At 38.4% G+C, this 16,857-nt stretch carries 19 protein-coding genes; 14 read left to right on the forward strand and 5 right to left on the reverse strand.

The window, feature by feature from the left end; all coding sequences use genetic code 11:
- The first annotated feature begins 65 nt into the window (after window positions 1-65).
- Entirely contained in the window at window positions 66-839 is a 774-nt protein-coding gene (locus tag BUA60_RS21815; RefSeq protein ID WP_072865559.1) for a S1/P1 nuclease, read from the forward strand.
- A gap of 306 nt (window positions 840-1,145) precedes the next feature.
- Here the strand turns inward: BUA60_RS21815 and BUA60_RS21820 are convergent, their stop codons facing one another.
- Window positions 1,146-1,736, reverse strand: coding sequence for an alpha-ketoglutarate-dependent dioxygenase AlkB family protein (locus BUA60_RS21820; protein ID WP_072865649.1), 591 nt, complete (start codon window positions 1,734-1,736; stop codon window positions 1,146-1,148).
- 5 nt (window positions 1,737-1,741) lie between these two features.
- On the reverse strand, window positions 1,742-2,614 hold the full coding sequence (locus BUA60_RS21825) for an AraC family transcriptional regulator (RefSeq protein ID WP_072865560.1): 873 nt from the start codon (window positions 2,612-2,614) through the stop codon (window positions 1,742-1,744).
- A 219-nt stretch (window positions 2,615-2,833) separates the two neighbouring features.
- Between BUA60_RS21825 and BUA60_RS21830 the strand changes: the two genes are divergently transcribed.
- A complete protein-coding gene (locus BUA60_RS21830; RefSeq protein WP_072865562.1) occupies window positions 2,834-3,421 on the forward strand; it encodes a hypothetical protein in 588 nt (195 codons plus the stop codon).
- Window positions 3,422-3,488: 67 nt separating this feature from the next.
- Here the strand turns inward: BUA60_RS21830 and BUA60_RS21835 are convergent, their stop codons facing one another.
- From BUA60_RS21835 to htpG, 3 genes are all read right to left on the reverse strand, one after another.
- Entirely contained in the window at window positions 3,489-4,121 is a 633-nt protein-coding gene (locus BUA60_RS21835) for an MOSC domain-containing protein (RefSeq protein ID WP_072865564.1), read from the reverse strand.
- Between the two features lie 170 nt (window positions 4,122-4,291).
- On the reverse strand, window positions 4,292-4,651 hold the full coding sequence (locus tag BUA60_RS21840; RefSeq protein ID WP_072865566.1) for a DoxX family protein: 360 nt from the start codon (window positions 4,649-4,651) through the stop codon (window positions 4,292-4,294).
- Window positions 4,652-4,725: 74 nt separating this feature from the next.
- On the reverse strand, window positions 4,726-6,612 hold the full coding sequence (gene htpG / locus BUA60_RS21845) for a molecular chaperone HtpG (RefSeq protein ID WP_072865568.1): 1,887 nt from the start codon (window positions 6,610-6,612) through the stop codon (window positions 4,726-4,728).
- Between the two features lie 273 nt (window positions 6,613-6,885).
- Between htpG and BUA60_RS21850 the strand changes: the two genes are divergently transcribed.
- From BUA60_RS21850 to BUA60_RS21905, 12 genes are all read left to right on the forward strand, one after another.
- A complete protein-coding gene (locus BUA60_RS21850) occupies window positions 6,886-7,896 on the forward strand; it encodes a 3-oxoacyl-ACP synthase III family protein (protein WP_072865570.1) in 1,011 nt (336 codons plus the stop codon).
- 834 nt (window positions 7,897-8,730) lie between these two features.
- Complete coding sequence (recR, locus tag BUA60_RS21855; RefSeq protein ID WP_072865572.1) at window positions 8,731-9,348, forward strand: recombination mediator RecR; 618 nt, start codon at window positions 8,731-8,733, stop codon at window positions 9,346-9,348.
- A 98-nt stretch (window positions 9,349-9,446) separates the two neighbouring features.
- Entirely contained in the window at window positions 9,447-10,841 is a 1,395-nt protein-coding gene (locus tag BUA60_RS21860; protein ID WP_072865574.1) for a dihydrolipoamide acetyltransferase family protein, read from the forward strand.
- Between the two features lie 207 nt (window positions 10,842-11,048).
- A complete protein-coding gene (locus BUA60_RS21865) occupies window positions 11,049-11,825 on the forward strand; it encodes a 3'-5' exonuclease (protein ID WP_072865576.1) in 777 nt (258 codons plus the stop codon).
- Between the two features lie 99 nt (window positions 11,826-11,924).
- A complete protein-coding gene (locus BUA60_RS21870) occupies window positions 11,925-12,536 on the forward strand; it encodes a fumarylacetoacetate hydrolase family protein (RefSeq protein WP_072865578.1) in 612 nt (203 codons plus the stop codon).
- Window positions 12,537-12,579: 43 nt separating this feature from the next.
- Entirely contained in the window at window positions 12,580-12,876 is a 297-nt protein-coding gene (locus tag BUA60_RS21875) for an Hpt domain-containing protein (RefSeq protein WP_317043225.1), read from the forward strand.
- Window positions 12,876-14,123, forward strand: a complete 1,248-nt coding sequence (locus BUA60_RS21880; protein WP_072865580.1) for a competence/damage-inducible protein A — start codon at window positions 12,876-12,878, stop codon at window positions 14,121-14,123. Before BUA60_RS21875 ends, BUA60_RS21880 begins: the two co-directional genes overlap by 1 nt.
- 72 nt (window positions 14,124-14,195) lie before the next feature.
- A complete protein-coding gene (gene rpmB / locus BUA60_RS21885) occupies window positions 14,196-14,432 on the forward strand; it encodes a 50S ribosomal protein L28 (protein WP_031444792.1) in 237 nt (78 codons plus the stop codon).
- A gap of 21 nt (window positions 14,433-14,453) precedes the next feature.
- Complete coding sequence (gene rpmG, locus BUA60_RS21890) at window positions 14,454-14,636, forward strand: 50S ribosomal protein L33 (RefSeq protein ID WP_031444791.1); 183 nt, start codon at window positions 14,454-14,456, stop codon at window positions 14,634-14,636.
- A 6-nt stretch (window positions 14,637-14,642) separates the two neighbouring features.
- A complete protein-coding gene (locus tag BUA60_RS21895; RefSeq protein WP_069859169.1) occupies window positions 14,643-14,795 on the forward strand; it encodes a DUF4295 domain-containing protein in 153 nt (50 codons plus the stop codon).
- A gap of 90 nt (window positions 14,796-14,885) precedes the next feature.
- Entirely contained in the window at window positions 14,886-15,848 is a 963-nt protein-coding gene (gene ftsY / locus BUA60_RS21900) for a signal recognition particle-docking protein FtsY (RefSeq protein ID WP_084532723.1), read from the forward strand.
- 98 nt (window positions 15,849-15,946) lie between these two features.
- Window positions 15,947-16,852: an alpha/beta hydrolase gene (locus BUA60_RS21905; RefSeq protein WP_245802605.1), complete on the forward strand. Its 906-nt coding sequence runs from the start codon at window positions 15,947-15,949 to the stop codon at window positions 16,850-16,852.
- The last annotated feature ends 5 nt before the right edge of the window (window positions 16,853-16,857 follow it).

Here is a 16,857-nt window from a genome sequence, read left to right on the forward strand (position 1 = left end):
CAATTTATGAATATTGGCTGGTTTTTGACACGTTTGGTATTTAAAAACAAACAACATATAATAATATGATAAGAATTACGGTACTCTGCCTACTTATTTTTCAATTGGGCTTTGGCAATGATATGGAATGGTCCAAGACCGGACACAGAACCATAGGGGAGGTTGCTCAGCAACATTTGACAGGACGGACCAAAAAGGCATTGAAGAAACTTTTGAATGGGCAAAGTCTGGCATTGGTTTCAAATTATGCAGATGAAATAAAGGCAGATCGTAGCTTTTCCAAATTTGGCCCCTGGCATTATGTAAATTATCCTGCAGATAAAAAATACACTGAGGTTACACCTAGTGAAGAGGGCGATATAATTATAGGTATAGAAAAGTGTTTGGAAATAGTCAAGGACAGGAATAGTAAGGAAGAGGATAAAGTATTTTACTTAAAAATGTTGGTCCATTTAATAGGGGACCTGCACCAACCTATGCATGTGGGCAGGTTGGAGGATAAAGGGGGCAATGATATCCAATTGCAATGGTTTGGAAGAGGTACCAATCTGCATAGGTTGTGGGACTCCAATATGATAGATGACTATGGTATGAGTTATTCGGAATTGGCAACTAATTTGCCGGAGCTGACCAAGGGGCAAATTAGATTTATACAACAGGGTAATATATATGATTGGGTGGAGGAGTCCCAAGAAATAGCCAATGAACTTTATGGTTCGGTCGAGGTAGGTGAAAAATTGGGCTATGCCTATGGTTATAAATACTGGGCTACCCTGGAGAAACAACTACAAAAAGGAGGATTACGCTTGGCCAAGGTATTGAACGAACTTTTTTCTTAAGTAATTCTGGTAATCACCAATGTAAAGAAACCGGCCCAAGCTCTAAAGGAAGAAACCTTGTAATTTGGTTTTGCCTGAACCTATAGATTACTTAATATCAGTAGTTTATAGTGCTAGTGATTTTTTAAGCCTATTATCGAAAAAAACATGACTTTTGTCCAATATTTATATTAATTGGCAAAGTTCTTGAGTTATTGTTATTGAAGTTGGGTGTGAGGAGACTAACGTATATGCCTGATAGGTTAGGGGCAGTATCCAACTGAAATAACAAAGGCATAAAAAAATCGGTTTTCGCAACCGATTTTTTTATTTAATGAACCTAAAGGTAATATTGATCCTTTCCTGAATGGTTTTGGCGGTTTTTGGAATTTGGTGATACCAACAATGCTGGGTTTCACCTTTCATAAGCAGTAAGCTCCCGTGTTCCAATAACAATTTTTGTTTTAAGTCCTTTTTCAATTTATGCTTTAAGTGAAAGTAGCGTTCTTGTCCAAGGCTTATGGATGCAATTATTGGATTTTTGCCCAAGGCCTTCTCATCATCTGAATGCCAACCATTGCTATCCTGGCCATTTCTATACAGATTTAATAAACAACTTGTAAAGGGTACACCAATTTCCATTTGCAGTTTATTCCTCAATTCCAGCAACTCAGCTGTAAACGCATGGGGGTGCATGGTAATATTGGAATAGGAATAGGGTTTGCTATTTTCTCCAAATAAGCCGGTTAATCTTGGCTGGGGGTATGTTTTGCCAAATACGGTAATGTCATCCTGTTGCCAAGGGGTACTGGCTTTAATTGACTTAAAATAATGATCGGCTTCTTTTGCTCCCAGAAAATTGGGATAATAGACAATATCACTATCTGGGAGTTGTAGCTCTATTTTTTTTGAAAACAACGGCTTCAAGACTGAAGTACACTTTTCAGTTCGTTTCTATACTCGGACGGATTCTGACCTGTAAACGCTTTAAAGGACTTGTTGAAATGTGAGAAATTGTTAAACCCACTTTCAAAACATACCTCTGTTATGCTAATTGGCTTTTCTGCCAATAATTTTGAGGCATGTACCAATCTACACTCATTAACAAACTGTACAAAAGTCTTATTGGTTATTTTCTTAAAGTATCTGCAGAACGACGGTACGGTCATACTCACCAAGTCGGAAATCTCTTCTAATGTTATTTCCTCCTTAAAATTTGATTTTACGTAATTGAAGACAATATTTATCCTGTCATTATCCTTCACTTCTGTTTGAAGTGAAAAACCTTGGGCATTCAATACTTGATATTCCTTGGAGTTCCCCAGTTCATTTAAGATGTTTAAAATGGACAGCAGACGTTGAAAATCTGTTTGATACTCCATGATTTCGATTTTCTCGCCAATTTTTTTCTTGGTACTCCCTGTAAAGGCCACACCTCCACTTGCAATTTGAAAAAGGCTCTGAATTTTTCTCATTTCTGGGATTTTGAAAAAGTCGTTGCCTAAAAAATCCTGCTTCATTTGTACCACACTTTCACTTTTGTTGCCTGTAAGCACATCCGTGAATCCACAGTGCGGTAGGTTGGATCCAATCAAAATAAGATCGCCATCGGTATAATAGGAAACATGGCTTCCAATTTGTCGCTTTCCGGATCCCCCGTTAACATAAACCAGTTCAATTTCAGGGTGATAGTGCCATACCCCAATTTTGTTAGGGTTGTGTTCATCAAACTGTTGATAGGTATAAGAATGACCGAAATCTGGTTCTATGACCTCAAATGTAGGTTTAGGTATCATAAGATAATTTCATTAGGTTAAGTAAAGGTAATACAGCTATTTTGGACAATTCTGTGCAAAATTAACCTAAATATGTCTAAAATTAACCTATTAACAATTATTTAATATACTGCGATGGTAAAATAGAATAGAAACTGGAGAATTCTGGAGTAGTGGGAAGGGAATTCCTGGTCTACATTTGCCATATAAATGATTTATTAATATTAAATCCTAAATGTTATGAAAGCAGTTTTAAAATTAACAGCAGTGGCAGCCTTATTACTTAGTAGTACTATAGCTATGGCCAACGACCCAGGAATGTATTTGACAACAGTTAAAGAAGCAAAAAGATTGGTTCTTAAATTAAATAAGCAAACTGAATCTTCTACATTGACTTTGACCGATACGGAGAAGCATCAAATATTCATGGAGAATATTAAGGAAGATGAAGATTATACTAAAAAGTTCGATTTGTCTAAATTGGACGAAGGTCTTTACTTCTTAAAGATGGAAAGCCTTACTAGGACTGTGGAATTCACTATAAGCGTAGAGGATTCTGAGGTAAACGTTATTGCACGTGACGAGATTACAAAACCATTCTTTAGAAAAAATGGTGATGTTCTTTATTTAAACTATTTGAACCAAAAGCTTAGTCCAGTAGTGATTAATGTTGTAGACAGTTCCAACAGGGTTGTCTTTACTCAAAAATTTGATAAAGAATTGGTTGTAGGAAAGGTTTTCAACTTTACCAATGCTGTAAAAGATGATTATACAGTATCTGTTAGTGAAGGTACCAAAACTTATTATGAAACCATTTCGGTGAATTAATTTATGAAAAAGTAAATATCATTAAATTGAAAAAAAGGGGCCCATTGGGCCCTTTTTTGTTTTCCTGTCATATGTATTTTTTTAGTCGATCCCTTTTGTATTCAGGTAGCGAAGGGTTATCGATCGCTTTTTGAAGTAGTATGGGATCTTTTTCTTTGGCAAGAATAATATGAAAGCATTCTTTTACTGTCAGGATGTTTTTGGATTTTTCCAGCAAGCTAAGCGCATCTCCGTTTTTTACCTGGCCTTCCTCCAATATACGAACATAGGTTCCGGAATAACCATGATCTATGAATTCCTTTAATATTTTGGCATTGCCAAAACGTACGCCAAGCTTGTAACAGGGTTCCCTAGGTTGTGAGACCTGAACCACAACACTTCCAATTTTATAGATATCGCCAATTCTAATTTCGGATTCATCCAGACCTTCTACGGTAAGATTTTCTCCGAACATTCCCCAGTCCCAATTTAATTCCGGATAGATACCTTTCCAATAAGGATAGTGATCTGATGCAAATAGATAACAAGCTTTGTTTATTCCGGCATGATGTACCCTATCTATAACGGTATCCTTAAAAACATCCATTTTACCTAGAAAAAGAGGTTCGTCGGTTGGATATTTAAATATCCCTGTTTGCTCCTCCCTTCCATTCCAAAGAAAGGTGGTGGCTTTTCCAATATTTGTGGAGATGATTTTCATATTATAAAGATAGAAATACCCCAAATATAATATTGATGACTAATGAATTAATATTAAAATTTAATCCAAATCCTTAGCAAGATAATTGGTTAAATTACAGTCTGTTATCGTATTGGGGCCAACCATAAGGCATCGCATTCATGGAATGGCAACTCTGATATATAGTAAATTTACAGCTCCAAATATAAATAGGCCCAGTACATAAGGGCAAATTGAAGTGGGATTCTAAGAATTAGGATCCATTTTGGGATTCCTGCCGACTCTTTTTCACCCTTTAGCATATAAAAGTGGACCAATAGGAATACGGCAAGCATTAGAATGATGCCAATGACGGCAATGTTTTTAGTAGCAGGCAAGCACAGTCCCAGACCCAAAAGAATTTCCGCCAGGCCACTGAGGTAAACCAGGAGTTTATGATTTGGCAAGTACCGTGGCATTATTCTCAGATACACTTTGGGAACAATGAAATGCATTATTCCTGCCAAAATATAAATAGACGCTAAAAGGTAAAGATGCCAAGGGTAGACCATGTGGTAAAGGTATAAATAAAAAAAGCTGAATTACACTAGGCAATTCAGCTTCTTATAATTATTGTTAAAAATGATTACTTCACCATTTCATAACTTCTCTTAATGAACTTAGTGAGTTCTTCACCTTTCAAAAGTCCTTTGGACAAACGTGCCAGATCCAAGGATTGATTAATAAGTCGCTCTTTCTTTTTGGCAGTTTTGGTGTTTAAAATTTCAGAAACCAATTCATGGTTGGTGTTCACTACCAAATTATACATTTCCGGCATATTTCCCATGCCGAACATTCCGCCACCACCTGTTTGCTGCATTTCTTTCATACGTCGCATAAACTCTGGCTCTGTAATGATGAACGGAGAGGAGCTGCTATCCATGGCTTCCAATTGAATGGTATAGCTTTTATTATTGATAGCAGTTTCGATATCTTTTTTTAGAGACTCTTTTTCTTCATCGGACAGCTTGGATATTTGGGTGTCTTCTTTTTTGATAAGATTGTCCAAATGATCGGCGTCTACACGTGCAAAGGAAATTTTCTCCTTGGAGGTTTCCAGTTTTTGCATTAGGTGCGATACTATTGGGGAGTCTAACAATAGAACCTCACAGCCTTTGGCCTTGGCAGCCTCAATATAACTGTGCTGCTCTTCCTTGTTGGAGGCGTAAAGTATTACTAATTTATCGTCCTTGTCCGTTTGATTCGGCTTTAATTTTTCCTGTAATTCCTCAAAAGTATAATAAGCACCGTCTACAGTGGGGTACAAGGCAAATTTATCCGCTTTTTCAAAGAATTTATCCTCGGAAAGCATTCCATATTCAATAACGATTTTGATATCGTTCCATTTTGCTTCAAAGTCTGCTCTATTATTTTTAAACAAAGAGTTTAATTTATCGGCAACTTTACGGGTAATATAGGTGGATATTTTTTTAACCGCTCCATCGGCCTGTAAATATGATCTACTAACGTTCAACGGAATATCCGGAGAATCTATAACCCCTCTCAGCATGGTTAAAAACTCAGGTACGATTCCTTCAACGTTGTCCGTAACAAAAACCTGATTTTGGTATAGTTGAATCCTATCCTTTTGGGTATTTAAATCATTGGTCAATTTCGGGAAATACAAAATCCCGGTCAGATTAAAAGGATAATCCACATTTAAGTGTATGTGGAACAAAGGCTCCTCAAATTGCATTGGGTACAGTTCCCTGTAGAATCCTTTGTAATCCTCATCCGTTAAATCCGTTGGCTGCTTGGTCCAAGCTGGATTGGGATTGTTAATTATGTTGTCTACCTCCTTTGAAGGTGCAGGATCTTCTTCTTTGGCTCCTTCCGGTTTTGGAAGTGTCTCAGTTGTAGTCCCGAACTTAATGGGGATAGGCATAAATTTGTTATACTTTCTAAGTAAGGTACCAATTTTGCCTTCATCCAAAAATTCTGTGGAATCATCTGCGATGTGGAGAATTATTTCCGTACCACGGCTAGTTTTCTTAGCCTTTTTTAGGGTAAAATTGGGCGATCCATCACAGGTCCAATGTGCTGCAGGTTCGTCTTTATAACTCTTGGTGATAATTTCTACTTTGGATGCTACCATGAACGCAGAATAGAATCCTAGTCCAAAATGACCAATGATTCCTGAGTCTTTGGCAGAATCTTTGTATTTATCCAAGAATTCTTCGGCTCCTGAAAATGCAATTTCATTGATGTATTTCTGTACTTCCTCTTCGGTCATACCAACACCTTGATCAATGATATGAATTTTCTTTCCTTCCTTATCGATCTTAACCTCAATAAGTGGGTTTCCATATTCCACCTTGGCCTCTCCTATAGTGGTGAGGTGTTTTAATTTTAAAGTTGCATCTGTTGCGTTTGAAATAAGCTCTCGTAAAAATATTTCATGGTCGCTGTATAGGAATTTTTTTATGAGCGGAAATATGTTCTCTACGGAAACATTAATCTTGCCTGTGGCCATACTTCTAGTTTTTTTTAGTTTAACGACTAAACACTGTCAAAAAAAATACCATTTTTGGAGGATGTGACAAACTGACATTTTTTGGTGGAATTAAAATGCTTCCTATGTCATTGTGTGTATTAATATTCCTCCAATGACGGTATGACCAATATCATCATATCAGTACATATTTTTGTTTAATTTGGATGTAACTAAATTTATTTCTCATATTTTAGACTTTATAATAGAAAAAGTAGGAAGCAGGGTCTTCCCGAAAACTTAATTTTCCAACAAATGTTCAATTCAAAAATAATTGGTCTGGGTTACTATGTACCTAAAAATGTAGTTACCAACGATGATTTGTCGAAAATAATGGACACCAATGATGCTTGGATTCAGGAGCGGACTGGTATTCAAGAAAGACGGCATGTTATAAAGGGTGATGGGGATACTACTACCGCCATGGGGGTGAAGGCAGCGAAAATTGCCATAGAGCGCTCTGGAATAGATAAAAATGATATCGATTTTATCGTCTTTGCTACATTGAGTCCTGATTATTATTTTCCTGGTCCCGGGGTTTTGGTGCAACGGGATTTGGATATTAAGACGATTGGTGCTTTGGATGTACGTAATCAATGTTCCGGATTTGTATACGCCTTGTCCGTTGCGGATCAATATATAAAAACAGGGATGTATAAGAATGTTTTGGTGATCGGTTCCGAACTACATTCCCACGGACTGGATATGACTACCAGGGGTAGGGGAGTTTCGGTTATTTTTGGTGATGGTGCCGGAGCTGCAATAGTCAGTAGGGAGGAAGATAATAAAAAAGGTATACTTTCTACCCACTTGCATTCCGAAGGACAACATGCGGAAGAATTGTCCCTTATAGCTCCTGGGATGGGTAAGCGATGGGTAAACGATATTTTGGAGGATAACGACCCCAATGACGAGTCTTATTTGCCCTATATGAACGGTCCATTTGTTTTTAAGAACGCTGTGGTCCGTTTTAGTGAAGTAATAATAGAGGGTTTAAAAGCTAATAATCTGGAAGCTAAGGATATAAATATGTTGGTGCCCCATCAAGCCAATCTAAGGATATCCCAGTATATACAGAATAAGTTTGGCCTAGGGGATGATCAGGTATTCAATAATATTATGAAATATGGAAATACAACTGCAGCCTCTATACCCATTGCTTTGACGGAAGCCTGGGAGCAGGGGAAAATTAAGTCGGGAGATTTGGTGGTGCTTGCCGCCTTTGGAAGTGGATTTACCTGGGGCAGTGCCATAATAAGATGGTAAAGTGTTAATAATTACTGAGCTATAAAAACAAAACCCGGAACATTTGTTCCGGGTTTCTTTCATTGATAGACTATACTAAACACTAACCATTAACTATAAATATATAGCGTTATCAATGACCAATTTCTTTATATACACCTTAAAGTACGAATATTCTATTACCTGCTTACAAGTATTAACACACTTTAACTTCAAAAAAGTAGAGTGTTAACACCAAATAGTAGGGTGTCGTTCCTTTTGGATAATAAGCCAATAAATAGTAATTGCATTGCGGCTATAGGACTGGGGGAACTATGCCGTGAGCAAAATAAGGGTTAATTATTTTATTATCAAAATATACCACTCATAACTTTATCTTAATTTTCTGAAAATCAACATTGATTTTTAAGGGTTTAAAGTTCTAGAAAACATAATCACGAGCGCCAAACGTGTATTAAATTTTCCTGTAAGCGTATTTAATTTATTGTAAATCAGAGTGTAGTGCGCTTTTTCCTGCCATTTGATTCTAGTTGCTGCCTTATTCGTTTAAGAATAAGGCTTAATTGGATGGGAGATTTAAGGGGTGATAATTTATGGGAATATACAAAACTGGGCTTTCGATGAAAGGCTATTTGTTTCGGTAAATGGTAAGGAGTAAAGGGAAAGGAAGTGCATTGCAAAATGGAATGGTCTGGAAGGCAATTTGTCAACTACTATTAGGTAGCGCATTTCACTGTTGCAGCTTAAGGATACGGTTTGTTGTTCAGTTCCAATCATATGGTTTGTTAAATTAGTGAAATTTACTTTTAGGGAGAATGCCTCAATTTAATGGTATAAAATTGTAATTTTGTGGATATGGAATTTTCATCTAAATTATTGGAAAATGCGGTCTATGAGATGTCCCAATTGCCGGGCATTGGTAAACGCACGGCGCTGAGGTTGGTCCTGCATCTTTTGAAACAGCCCAAGGAGCAAACTGCCAGATTGGCCAATGCGTTGACCAATTTAAAGGACAATATCAAATTCTGTAAAAGCTGCCATAATATATCAGATGTAGAGGTTTGTGAAATTTGTTCAAACCCGCGGAGGGATGAAAGTCTGGTTTGTGTGGTGGAAGATATTCGGGATGTGATGGCTATTGAGAATACAGGTCAGTTTTTAGGGTTATATCATGTCTTGGGTGGGAAGATTTCCCCAATGGAGGGTGTGGGCCCCCAAGATTTGACAATTTACTCTCTGGTCGACAAAGCGAAGCAAGGGAAAATAAAGGAATTAATATTCGCATTAAGCTCTACCATGGAGGGGGACACCACCAACTTTTACATATACCGCCAATTAGAGGGTCTGGGGATAAAAACTTCGACCATAGCAAGGGGCATTGCGGTAGGGGATGAACTGGAGTATGCCGATGAGGTGACTTTGGGAAGAAGTATTCTCAATAGAATTCCGTTTGAGAATTCGTTAAAAGTATAGGAGTCGTAAGTAAAAAGCATGAATAAAAGTCAAAAATATGCTCTTTTATTTATTATTTTTGCAAATTATTAATCATTACAAGTGTATTAAATAAGGATATGTCAAAATTTGAGCTAAAATTACCACAAATGGGAGAGAGTGTTGCAGAGGCAACACTTACCTCATGGCTGAAGGAAGTTGGCGATACCATAGAGATGGATGAAGCTGTTTTTGAAATTGCAACGGATAAGGTAGATTCCGAAGTTCCTAGCGAGGTAGATGGCATTTTGGTTGAGAAATTATTCAATATAGATGATGTTGTTAAGGTTGGGCAGACCGTAGCCATAATAGAATTAAACGGAAGTGATCTTGAATCCGATGATGATCAGGAAAGTGCTGATGCTTCTGTAAAAGATGATGCCCCTAACCAAGTGGTGGAGGAATTGGAAGTTGGGGTGCTGAGTGCAAAGGAAAGCGTTGCCGCTCCGGTAATGGATTATAGTGGGGCCGATAGGTTCTATTCCCCCTTGGTGAAAAATATAGCGAAGCAGGAAGGAATTACCTTGGCAGAGTTGGATACCATAAACGGTACTGGAAGTGAAGGTAGGGTGACCAAAAATGATATATTGGATTATATTGCTTCCGGAAAGGCAAGCGGAGGACAACCTTTTGAAGAAAAAAAGGAAGAGCATGTAACGCCTGTGGTCGAAAAAGTGGAGGAAGTAACCAAGCCTGTTCCTGTTAAAAAAGAGGAACCAAAACAAGAAGTGGTTAAGCCGGCTTTGGAGAGGGAACAGCCCAGTAACGGGGACGAGCATATTCCTTTGACCCGTATGGGTAAATTGATAGTTCAGCATATGACCGCAAGTGTGGCTACTTCGGCACACGTACAAAGTTTTGTTGAGGTAGATGTGACCAATGTGGTCAATTGGAGGAATAAGGTCAAGGATGCCTTTGAAAAAAGGGAAGGTGAGAAACTTACTTTTACCCCTATTTTTATGGAGGCTGTGGCCATTGCCTTAAAAAAGTATCCTATGGTCAATATATCCCTGGACGGAGATACCATAATAAAGAAAAAGAATATAAATATAGGCATGGCCGCGGCCTTGGCCGATGGAAATTTGATTGTTCCCGTGATTAAAAATGCCGATCAGTTAAACTTGGTGGGTATGGCAAAGGCGGTTAACGATTTGGCCAAGAGGGCTAGGAACAATGCCTTAAAACCAGATGAGGTAAAGGATGGTACCTATACGGTAACCAATGTTGGTACTTTTGGCAGTGTTTTTGGTACGCCGATTATCAATCAGCCCCAAGTGGGTATCTTGGCTTTGGGCGCTATACGTAAAATGCCCGCCGTAGTGGAGACCAAAGAGGGCGATTTTATCGCTATCAGAAGTAAGATGTATTTATCCCATAGTTATGATCACAGGGTAGTGAACGGGGCCTTGGGCGGCATGTTCGTGAAGGCCGTAGCCGATTATCTGGAGGCTTGGGACGTGAATAGGGAGATTTAGTAAATCTTTGCTATGGCATTGAATCCTCTTGTGGATTTTGGTTTTGGCTTGGTTTCATGATTTACTGGCATTGGTCTGGAGTCTACACATCTAAGTTTTATTAATATTCATAGAATTCTTCACCCTTAAAAGGATTTTCAAGATTTTATGGGTCTATTTTTAGTCATAACCTTTGTAAAAACTATATTTGCATAAAGAACCTACAACATGCAATTAAAGCTTACAAGGCCAATTTGTTTTTTCGATTTGGAGACTACAGGTACTAATGTTGCCAAAGATAGAATAGTGGAAATAGCTATTCTAAAAGTCTATCCAAATGGGAATAAGGAGAGTAAAACATGGTTGGTTAATCCTGAAATGGAAATCCCTCCACAAGTGGTCGCTATCCATGGCATTTCTAACGAGAAAGTAGCCAATGAACCTACATTTAAACAGCTTTCCAAAGAAATTTATAAAATGATCAAGGATAGTGATTTGGGGGGCTACAATTCAGACCGATTTGATATTCCGCTTTTGGCAGAGGAAATGCTCAGGGCCGAAATAGATTTTGATATGAAGAATACCGTTTCTGTGGACGTGCAGACCATTTTTCATAAAATGGAGAAAAGAACCTTGGAGGCGGCCTATAAATTTTATTGCGACAAAAGTCTTGTAGACGCCCATAGTGCGGAGGCGGACACCTTGGCTACCTATGAAGTGCTCTTGTCACAATTGGACCGTTATCCTGAATTGGAAAACAACATTAAAAAGCTATCGGAATTTACAACGAGAAAACAATCGGTTGATTTTGCAGGGTTTATTGTGTTGGATGAAGAAGGGGAGGAGATTTTCTCCTTTGGTAAGCATAAGGGTAAAAAAGTGCATGCTGTTTTGGAAAATGAACCTGGATATTTTGGTTGGATCTTGAATGCTGATTTTCCATTGTATACTAAAAAGGTTTTGACCCAAATAAAATTGAGTAAGCTAAACAACAAACTGGGTTGAGGATTCTTAATTAAGGTTGGCGTTTATAATTGAAAGCTTTATTTGAGATACTGGCTAGGTTTAAATTCCAAAGCTACTTGCTAAACATTTCTAAATAATATGAAGATTATTTGTATTGGTCGCAACTATGTTGATCACATAAAGGAATTGAACAACGAGAGGCCTACAGATCCGGTCTTGTTTATTAAGCCAGATTCCGCTGTTTTGCCAAAAGAACAGGATTTTTATATTCCCGAGTTTTCCAATGACATACACTATGAAGTGGAAGTTTTGGTGAAAATAAAAAAAGTGGGCAAACATATAGATGCCCAGTTTTCCCATACCTATTATGATGAAATTGGTTTAGGAATAGATTTTACGGCTAGGGACCTTCAGTCCCGATTAAAGGAGAAAGGATTGCCTTGGGAAAAGGCCAAGGGTTTTGATGGCTCTGCGGTTATAGGTAAGTGGTTGCCGAAATCTAGTCTGGGAGATGTAAACCATTTAAAATTCCAGCTTAAAAAGAACAATGAGGTTGTTCAGGAAGGGGACACCAGTTTAATGCTTTGGAAGATTGATGAAATAATTTCCTATGTTTCCAGTTTTTTTACATTGAAAAAAGGGGACATTATTTTTACAGGTACACCTGCCGGTGTTGGTAGAATAAGTGCAAATGATTATCTTTCGGGTACTTTGGAGAATGAACAAATGTTCTCATTAAATATAAAATAGATGATTTATAGTCTGGACAAGATCAATGAAATGGCAGATGGTGATGATGAATTCATTAAGTCGGTCGTTGCTGTTTTTTTTGGAAGAAGTTCCCCAGGATTTGGACGAACTGGAGAAAGCATTAGTGGTAAAAAATTACGATAGTGTATATAAATTGGCGCATAAAATTAAACCTAATGTAGATTTGCTGGGCATGGAACAGACCCGGGCAATTGCTCTTCAGATAGAAACTTTGGGAAAAAAGGAAGAGAATACGGAAGAAATCGAGCGTTTGGTGCCATTGCTTAAAAAGGACGTAGATCAAGTGGTTTCAGAATTGAAAAACGACTTCAAGATTTAATGTTTGCTGAAATCATAACTATTGGCGATGAGATTCTCATTGGTCAAATTATAGATACAAATTCTGCCTTCATTGCCCAAGAACTAAATAAGATTGGGGTTTCCGTGTATCAGATTTCTTCGGTACAGGATGAAAGGCTGCATATACTCGAAGCACTTAAGGAAGCTGAGGCCAGGGCCGATGTCATTATAATTACGGGCGGATTGGGTCCTACCAAAGATGACATTACCAAGCATACCCTGTGTGAGTATTTCAATGATACTTTGGTGGAGAGCAAGGAAGTATTGGCCCATGTAGAGGCTATATTTAAAAAGCATTTGGGAATACCCTTGTTGGAGGTGAATAAAAATCAGGCACTGGTGCCTTCCAGGGCAGATGTGCTCCACAATGAATTTGGTACGGCACCCGGAATGTGGATTAAAAGTGAAGGGAAAGTATTTGTTTCATTGCCAGGTGTGCCCTTCGAGATGAAGAATTTAATAACTACTAAGGTAATTCCAAGAATTATACATGAGTTCAAGCGGCCTTATATTGTGCATAAGACCATCATTACTTATGGTATAGGGGAAAGTTCCTTGGCGGATAGGATATCCTCTGTAGAGGACAACCTGCCCAGTATGGTGAAATTGGCCTATCTACCAAGTCTTGGTTCCGTGAGGCTCAGGCTTTCTGCGAAAGGAAACGATAGTGAGCAGTTAAATGCCATGGTCAATATAGAAGCAGAAAAAATTAGAAATCTTTTGGGCGACATTATCCTAGGAGAGGCAGGGGACGAACCCGTAGAATCTGTAGTTGCCCAATTATTTACAAAAAAGGGCATGAGCTTGGGTACGGCGGAGAGTTGTACCGGAGGTAAAATTGCCCAACAGATAACCAGTATACCGGGGGCATCGGCTTATTTTAAGGGGAGTATAGTTAGTTATGCCACCGAAACCAAGATTGAACTGCTTAAGGTGTCCAAAGCCACTATTGATGAATTTTCTGTAGTAAGTGCAGAGGTTGCCGTTGAAATGGCCACCAATCTGCGAAAAATTTTAAAAACCGATTTTGCCATAGCTACTACCGGGAACGCAGGGCCAACAAAAGGGGACTCCGATGCAGAGGTAGGGACAGTGTTTATAGCGGTTGTTTCCCCTAAAGCTACAGTGGTAGAGAAATATAGTATGGGAAGCCAGCGTGAAAGAATTGTGCAAAAGACTGTAAATAAGGCTTTTGAAATGCTTCAAAAAGAAATTTTAAAATTCTGACAAAGAATTTTGTCCGTCCCATAAAATTAATTTAAATTTGCACCCTGTTTATAACAAAATAAAAGTAGAGAGATGTCAAAAGTTTGTGATGTTACTGGAAAGAGAGCCATGTTTGGGAACAATGTGTCCTTCTCGATTAATAAAACCAGAAGAAGATTTGATGTAAATCTTTCTAAAAAGCGTTTCTATATTCCAGAAGAAGATCGTTGGGTAACCTTAAAGGTTTCCGCTAAAGCTCTAAAGAGTATAAATAAAAAAGGAATTTCCGTTGTTTTGAAAGAAGCAAAGGAAAAAGGGTTAATTAAATAATCCTGAAATACTAAGATAATAATGGCAAAGAAAGGTAACAGAATTCAGGTTATTTTGGAGTGTACAGAGCATAAGGAATCTGGCATGCCAGGTACTTCAAGGTACATAACCACTAAGAACAAAAAGAACACTCCAGATAGGATGGAAATTAAAAAATTCAATCCTATTCTAAAGAGAATGACAGTTCATAAAGAAATTAAATAATACGTCATGGCAAAGAAAACGGTAGCGAGTTTACAAACAAGTTCAAAAAGATTGACCAAGGCCATTAAAATGGTAAAGTCACCTAAAACAGGTGCTTACACTTTTATGGAGTCTGTAATGAGCCCAGAAATGGTAAACGACTGGTTGAAAAAAAATTAATAACCTAAATTTATTGGTTATAAAGCTACTTTCTGATGAAAGTAGCTTTTTTATTTTTATATCTTTGATGAAAAGGAACATGCCAAAAATATGAGTTTATTTAAAAAAATATTTTCCACACAAAAAAAGGAATCTTTGGACAAGGGTCTGGAAAAGACCAAGACCAATTTTTTATCCAAACTTAGTAAGGCGGTAGTAGGAAAGTCCAAGGTAGATGATGATGTCTTGGATAATTTGGAGGAGGTATTGGTTTCTTCCGATGTGGGTGTAAATACTACCTTAAAGATTATAGACCGTATAGAGGCCCGTGTATCCAAGGATAAATACCTTGGGGTAGATGAGCTTAATGTTATATTAAGGGAGGAAATAGCGGGCTTGTTGTCCGAAACCAATTCTGGAAATGAAACGGAATTCACGGTACCCTTGGTAAGAAAGCCCTACGTTATCATGGTAGTTGGGGTTAACGGGGTAGGTAAGACAACCACCATTGGTAAATTGGCATATCAATTTAAAAAACAAGGTTTAAAGGTAGTGCTCGGAGCGGCCGATACGTTTAGGGCAGCAGCAATAGACCAACTTCAGGTTTGGGCAGATCGCGTAGATGTGCCTATCATAAAACAAAATATGGGCAGTGATCCTGCCTCAGTAGCGTTCGATACCCTCAGTTCTGCCCTTAAGCAGAATGCTGACGTGGTAATTATAGATACTGCTGGAAGATTGCATAATAAGGTTAATTTGATGAATGAATTGACCAAGGTGAAGCGCGTTATGCAAAAGGTAGTGGAGGGTACTCCGGATGAGGTGCTACTGGTTTTGGACGGCTCTACGGGGCAAAATGCCTTTGAGCAGGCAAAACAGTTTACCAAGGCTACGGAGGTAACTTCACTGGCGGTTACAAAATTGGATGGTACCGCCAAGGGCGGTGTCGTTATTGGTATTTCCGATCAATTCCAGATTCCTGTAAAATATATAGGTGTTGGGGAAGGAATGGATGATTTGCAAGTCTTTAATAAGGTAGAATTTGTGGATTCATTTTTTAGTAAAAAAGAATGAAGGTAATCCGTAGGTTATTTAAAGCTTTATTTTTTTTACTGCTTTTATTGTTCCTTGTCTATTTTTTGGGTCCTAAGGTAGATAAACCCCTTTTGACCATGGACCTTCCGGCAATGGAAACCGATTTGAATAAACTTCAAAATAGTATTTCCGAGAAGGAAAGGTCAAATACCAAAATCAAGGCCAATAACGAATCGCAAATTCTTTGGTACGATTCTATTCCCAGCAAAACAGAGTATTCTATTCTTTATCTTCATGGTTGGTCCGCCAGTCATGAGGAAGGTGCACCACTGCACAGGGAACTGGGTCAAAGGTATGGTGCCAATGTATACTTGCCCCGTCTGGAAGGGCATGGCATCCAGGAAGAACAGGCCATGCTTCATTTAACGGCGACGGACTACTTTGAATCTGCCAAAGAGGCTTTGGCAATAGCAAAACAGATTGGAAATAAGGTAATTGTTATGGGTACTTCCACAGGTGGTACACTTGCTCTTTATTTGGCCCAGGGGGATAGGGATATTGCCAGTCTTCTTTTGTATTCCCCGAATATAAGGATCTATGATCCCTCGGCTTTCCTATTGTCGGGACCATGGGGATTGGAGATTGCCAAAACCATTATGGACAGCGACTTTTATGAATCTGAAGCCGATTCCCTAAAACAGAGCTATTGGACTACTAAATATAGGGTAGAGGCCTTGACACAATTGCAGGCTTTATTGGATGAAACAATGAAACCGGAAGTCTTTCAGCACATCGATCAACCCACCTTCTTAGGGTATTACTATAAAAACGAGGAAGAACAGGATAAGGTAGTCTCGGTTCCCGCCTTGTTGGATATGTACGAAGAATTGGGTGTAGATAGCAACTTAAAACGGAAAGTGGCTTTTCCTGAGGTAGGAAACCACGTAATGACGTCCTATATTACTTCAAAGGATTTGGAATCTGTAAAAAAGGAAACCATAGGGTTCTTGGAGGAAGTGGTTCATCTTCAGCCCGTGAATTAGTGATT

Origin of the sequence: Arenibacter palladensis, from assembly GCF_900129275.1 — a bacterium.
GTDB lineage: Bacteria > Bacteroidota > Bacteroidia > Flavobacteriales > Flavobacteriaceae > Arenibacter > Arenibacter palladensis.

Bases quoted from the DNA above. Each gene is read 5' to 3' on its own strand.
- BUA60_RS21815 (WP_072865559.1), top strand. From the start codon at position 66: ATGATAAGAATTACGGTACTCTGCCTACTTATTTTTCAATTGGGCTTT.
- BUA60_RS21825 (WP_072865560.1), bottom strand. From the start codon at position 2,614: ATGATACCTAAACCTACATTTGAGGTCATAGAACCAGATTTCGGTCAT.
- BUA60_RS21830 (WP_072865562.1), top strand. From the start codon at position 2,834: ATGAAAGCAGTTTTAAAATTAACAGCAGTGGCAGCCTTATTACTTAGT.
- BUA60_RS21835 (WP_072865564.1), bottom strand. From the start codon at position 4,121: ATGAAAATCATCTCCACAAATATTGGAAAAGCCACCACCTTTCTTTGG.
- BUA60_RS21840 (WP_072865566.1), bottom strand. From the start codon at position 4,651: ATGGTCTACCCTTGGCATCTTTACCTTTTAGCGTCTATTTATATTTTG.
- htpG (WP_072865568.1), bottom strand. From the start codon at position 6,612: ATGGCCACAGGCAAGATTAATGTTTCCGTAGAGAACATATTTCCGCTC.
- BUA60_RS21850 (WP_072865570.1), top strand. From the start codon at position 6,886: ATGTTCAATTCAAAAATAATTGGTCTGGGTTACTATGTACCTAAAAAT.
- recR (WP_072865572.1), top strand. From the start codon at position 8,731: ATGGAATTTTCATCTAAATTATTGGAAAATGCGGTCTATGAGATGTCC.
- BUA60_RS21860 (WP_072865574.1), top strand. From the start codon at position 9,447: ATGTCAAAATTTGAGCTAAAATTACCACAAATGGGAGAGAGTGTTGCA.
- BUA60_RS21865 (WP_072865576.1), top strand. From the start codon at position 11,049: ATGCAATTAAAGCTTACAAGGCCAATTTGTTTTTTCGATTTGGAGACT.
- BUA60_RS21870 (WP_072865578.1), top strand. From the start codon at position 11,925: ATGAAGATTATTTGTATTGGTCGCAACTATGTTGATCACATAAAGGAA.
- BUA60_RS21875 (WP_317043225.1), top strand. From the start codon at position 12,580: ATGATGAATTCATTAAGTCGGTCGTTGCTGTTTTTTTTGGAAGAAGTT.
- BUA60_RS21880 (WP_072865580.1), top strand. From the start codon at position 12,876: ATGTTTGCTGAAATCATAACTATTGGCGATGAGATTCTCATTGGTCAA.
- rpmB (WP_031444792.1), top strand. From the start codon at position 14,196: ATGTCAAAAGTTTGTGATGTTACTGGAAAGAGAGCCATGTTTGGGAAC.
- rpmG (WP_031444791.1), top strand. From the start codon at position 14,454: ATGGCAAAGAAAGGTAACAGAATTCAGGTTATTTTGGAGTGTACAGAG.
- BUA60_RS21895 (WP_069859169.1), top strand. From the start codon at position 14,643: ATGGCAAAGAAAACGGTAGCGAGTTTACAAACAAGTTCAAAAAGATTG.
- ftsY (WP_084532723.1), top strand. From the start codon at position 14,886: ATGAGTTTATTTAAAAAAATATTTTCCACACAAAAAAAGGAATCTTTG.
- BUA60_RS21905 (WP_245802605.1), top strand. From the start codon at position 15,947: ATGGACCTTCCGGCAATGGAAACCGATTTGAATAAACTTCAAAATAGT.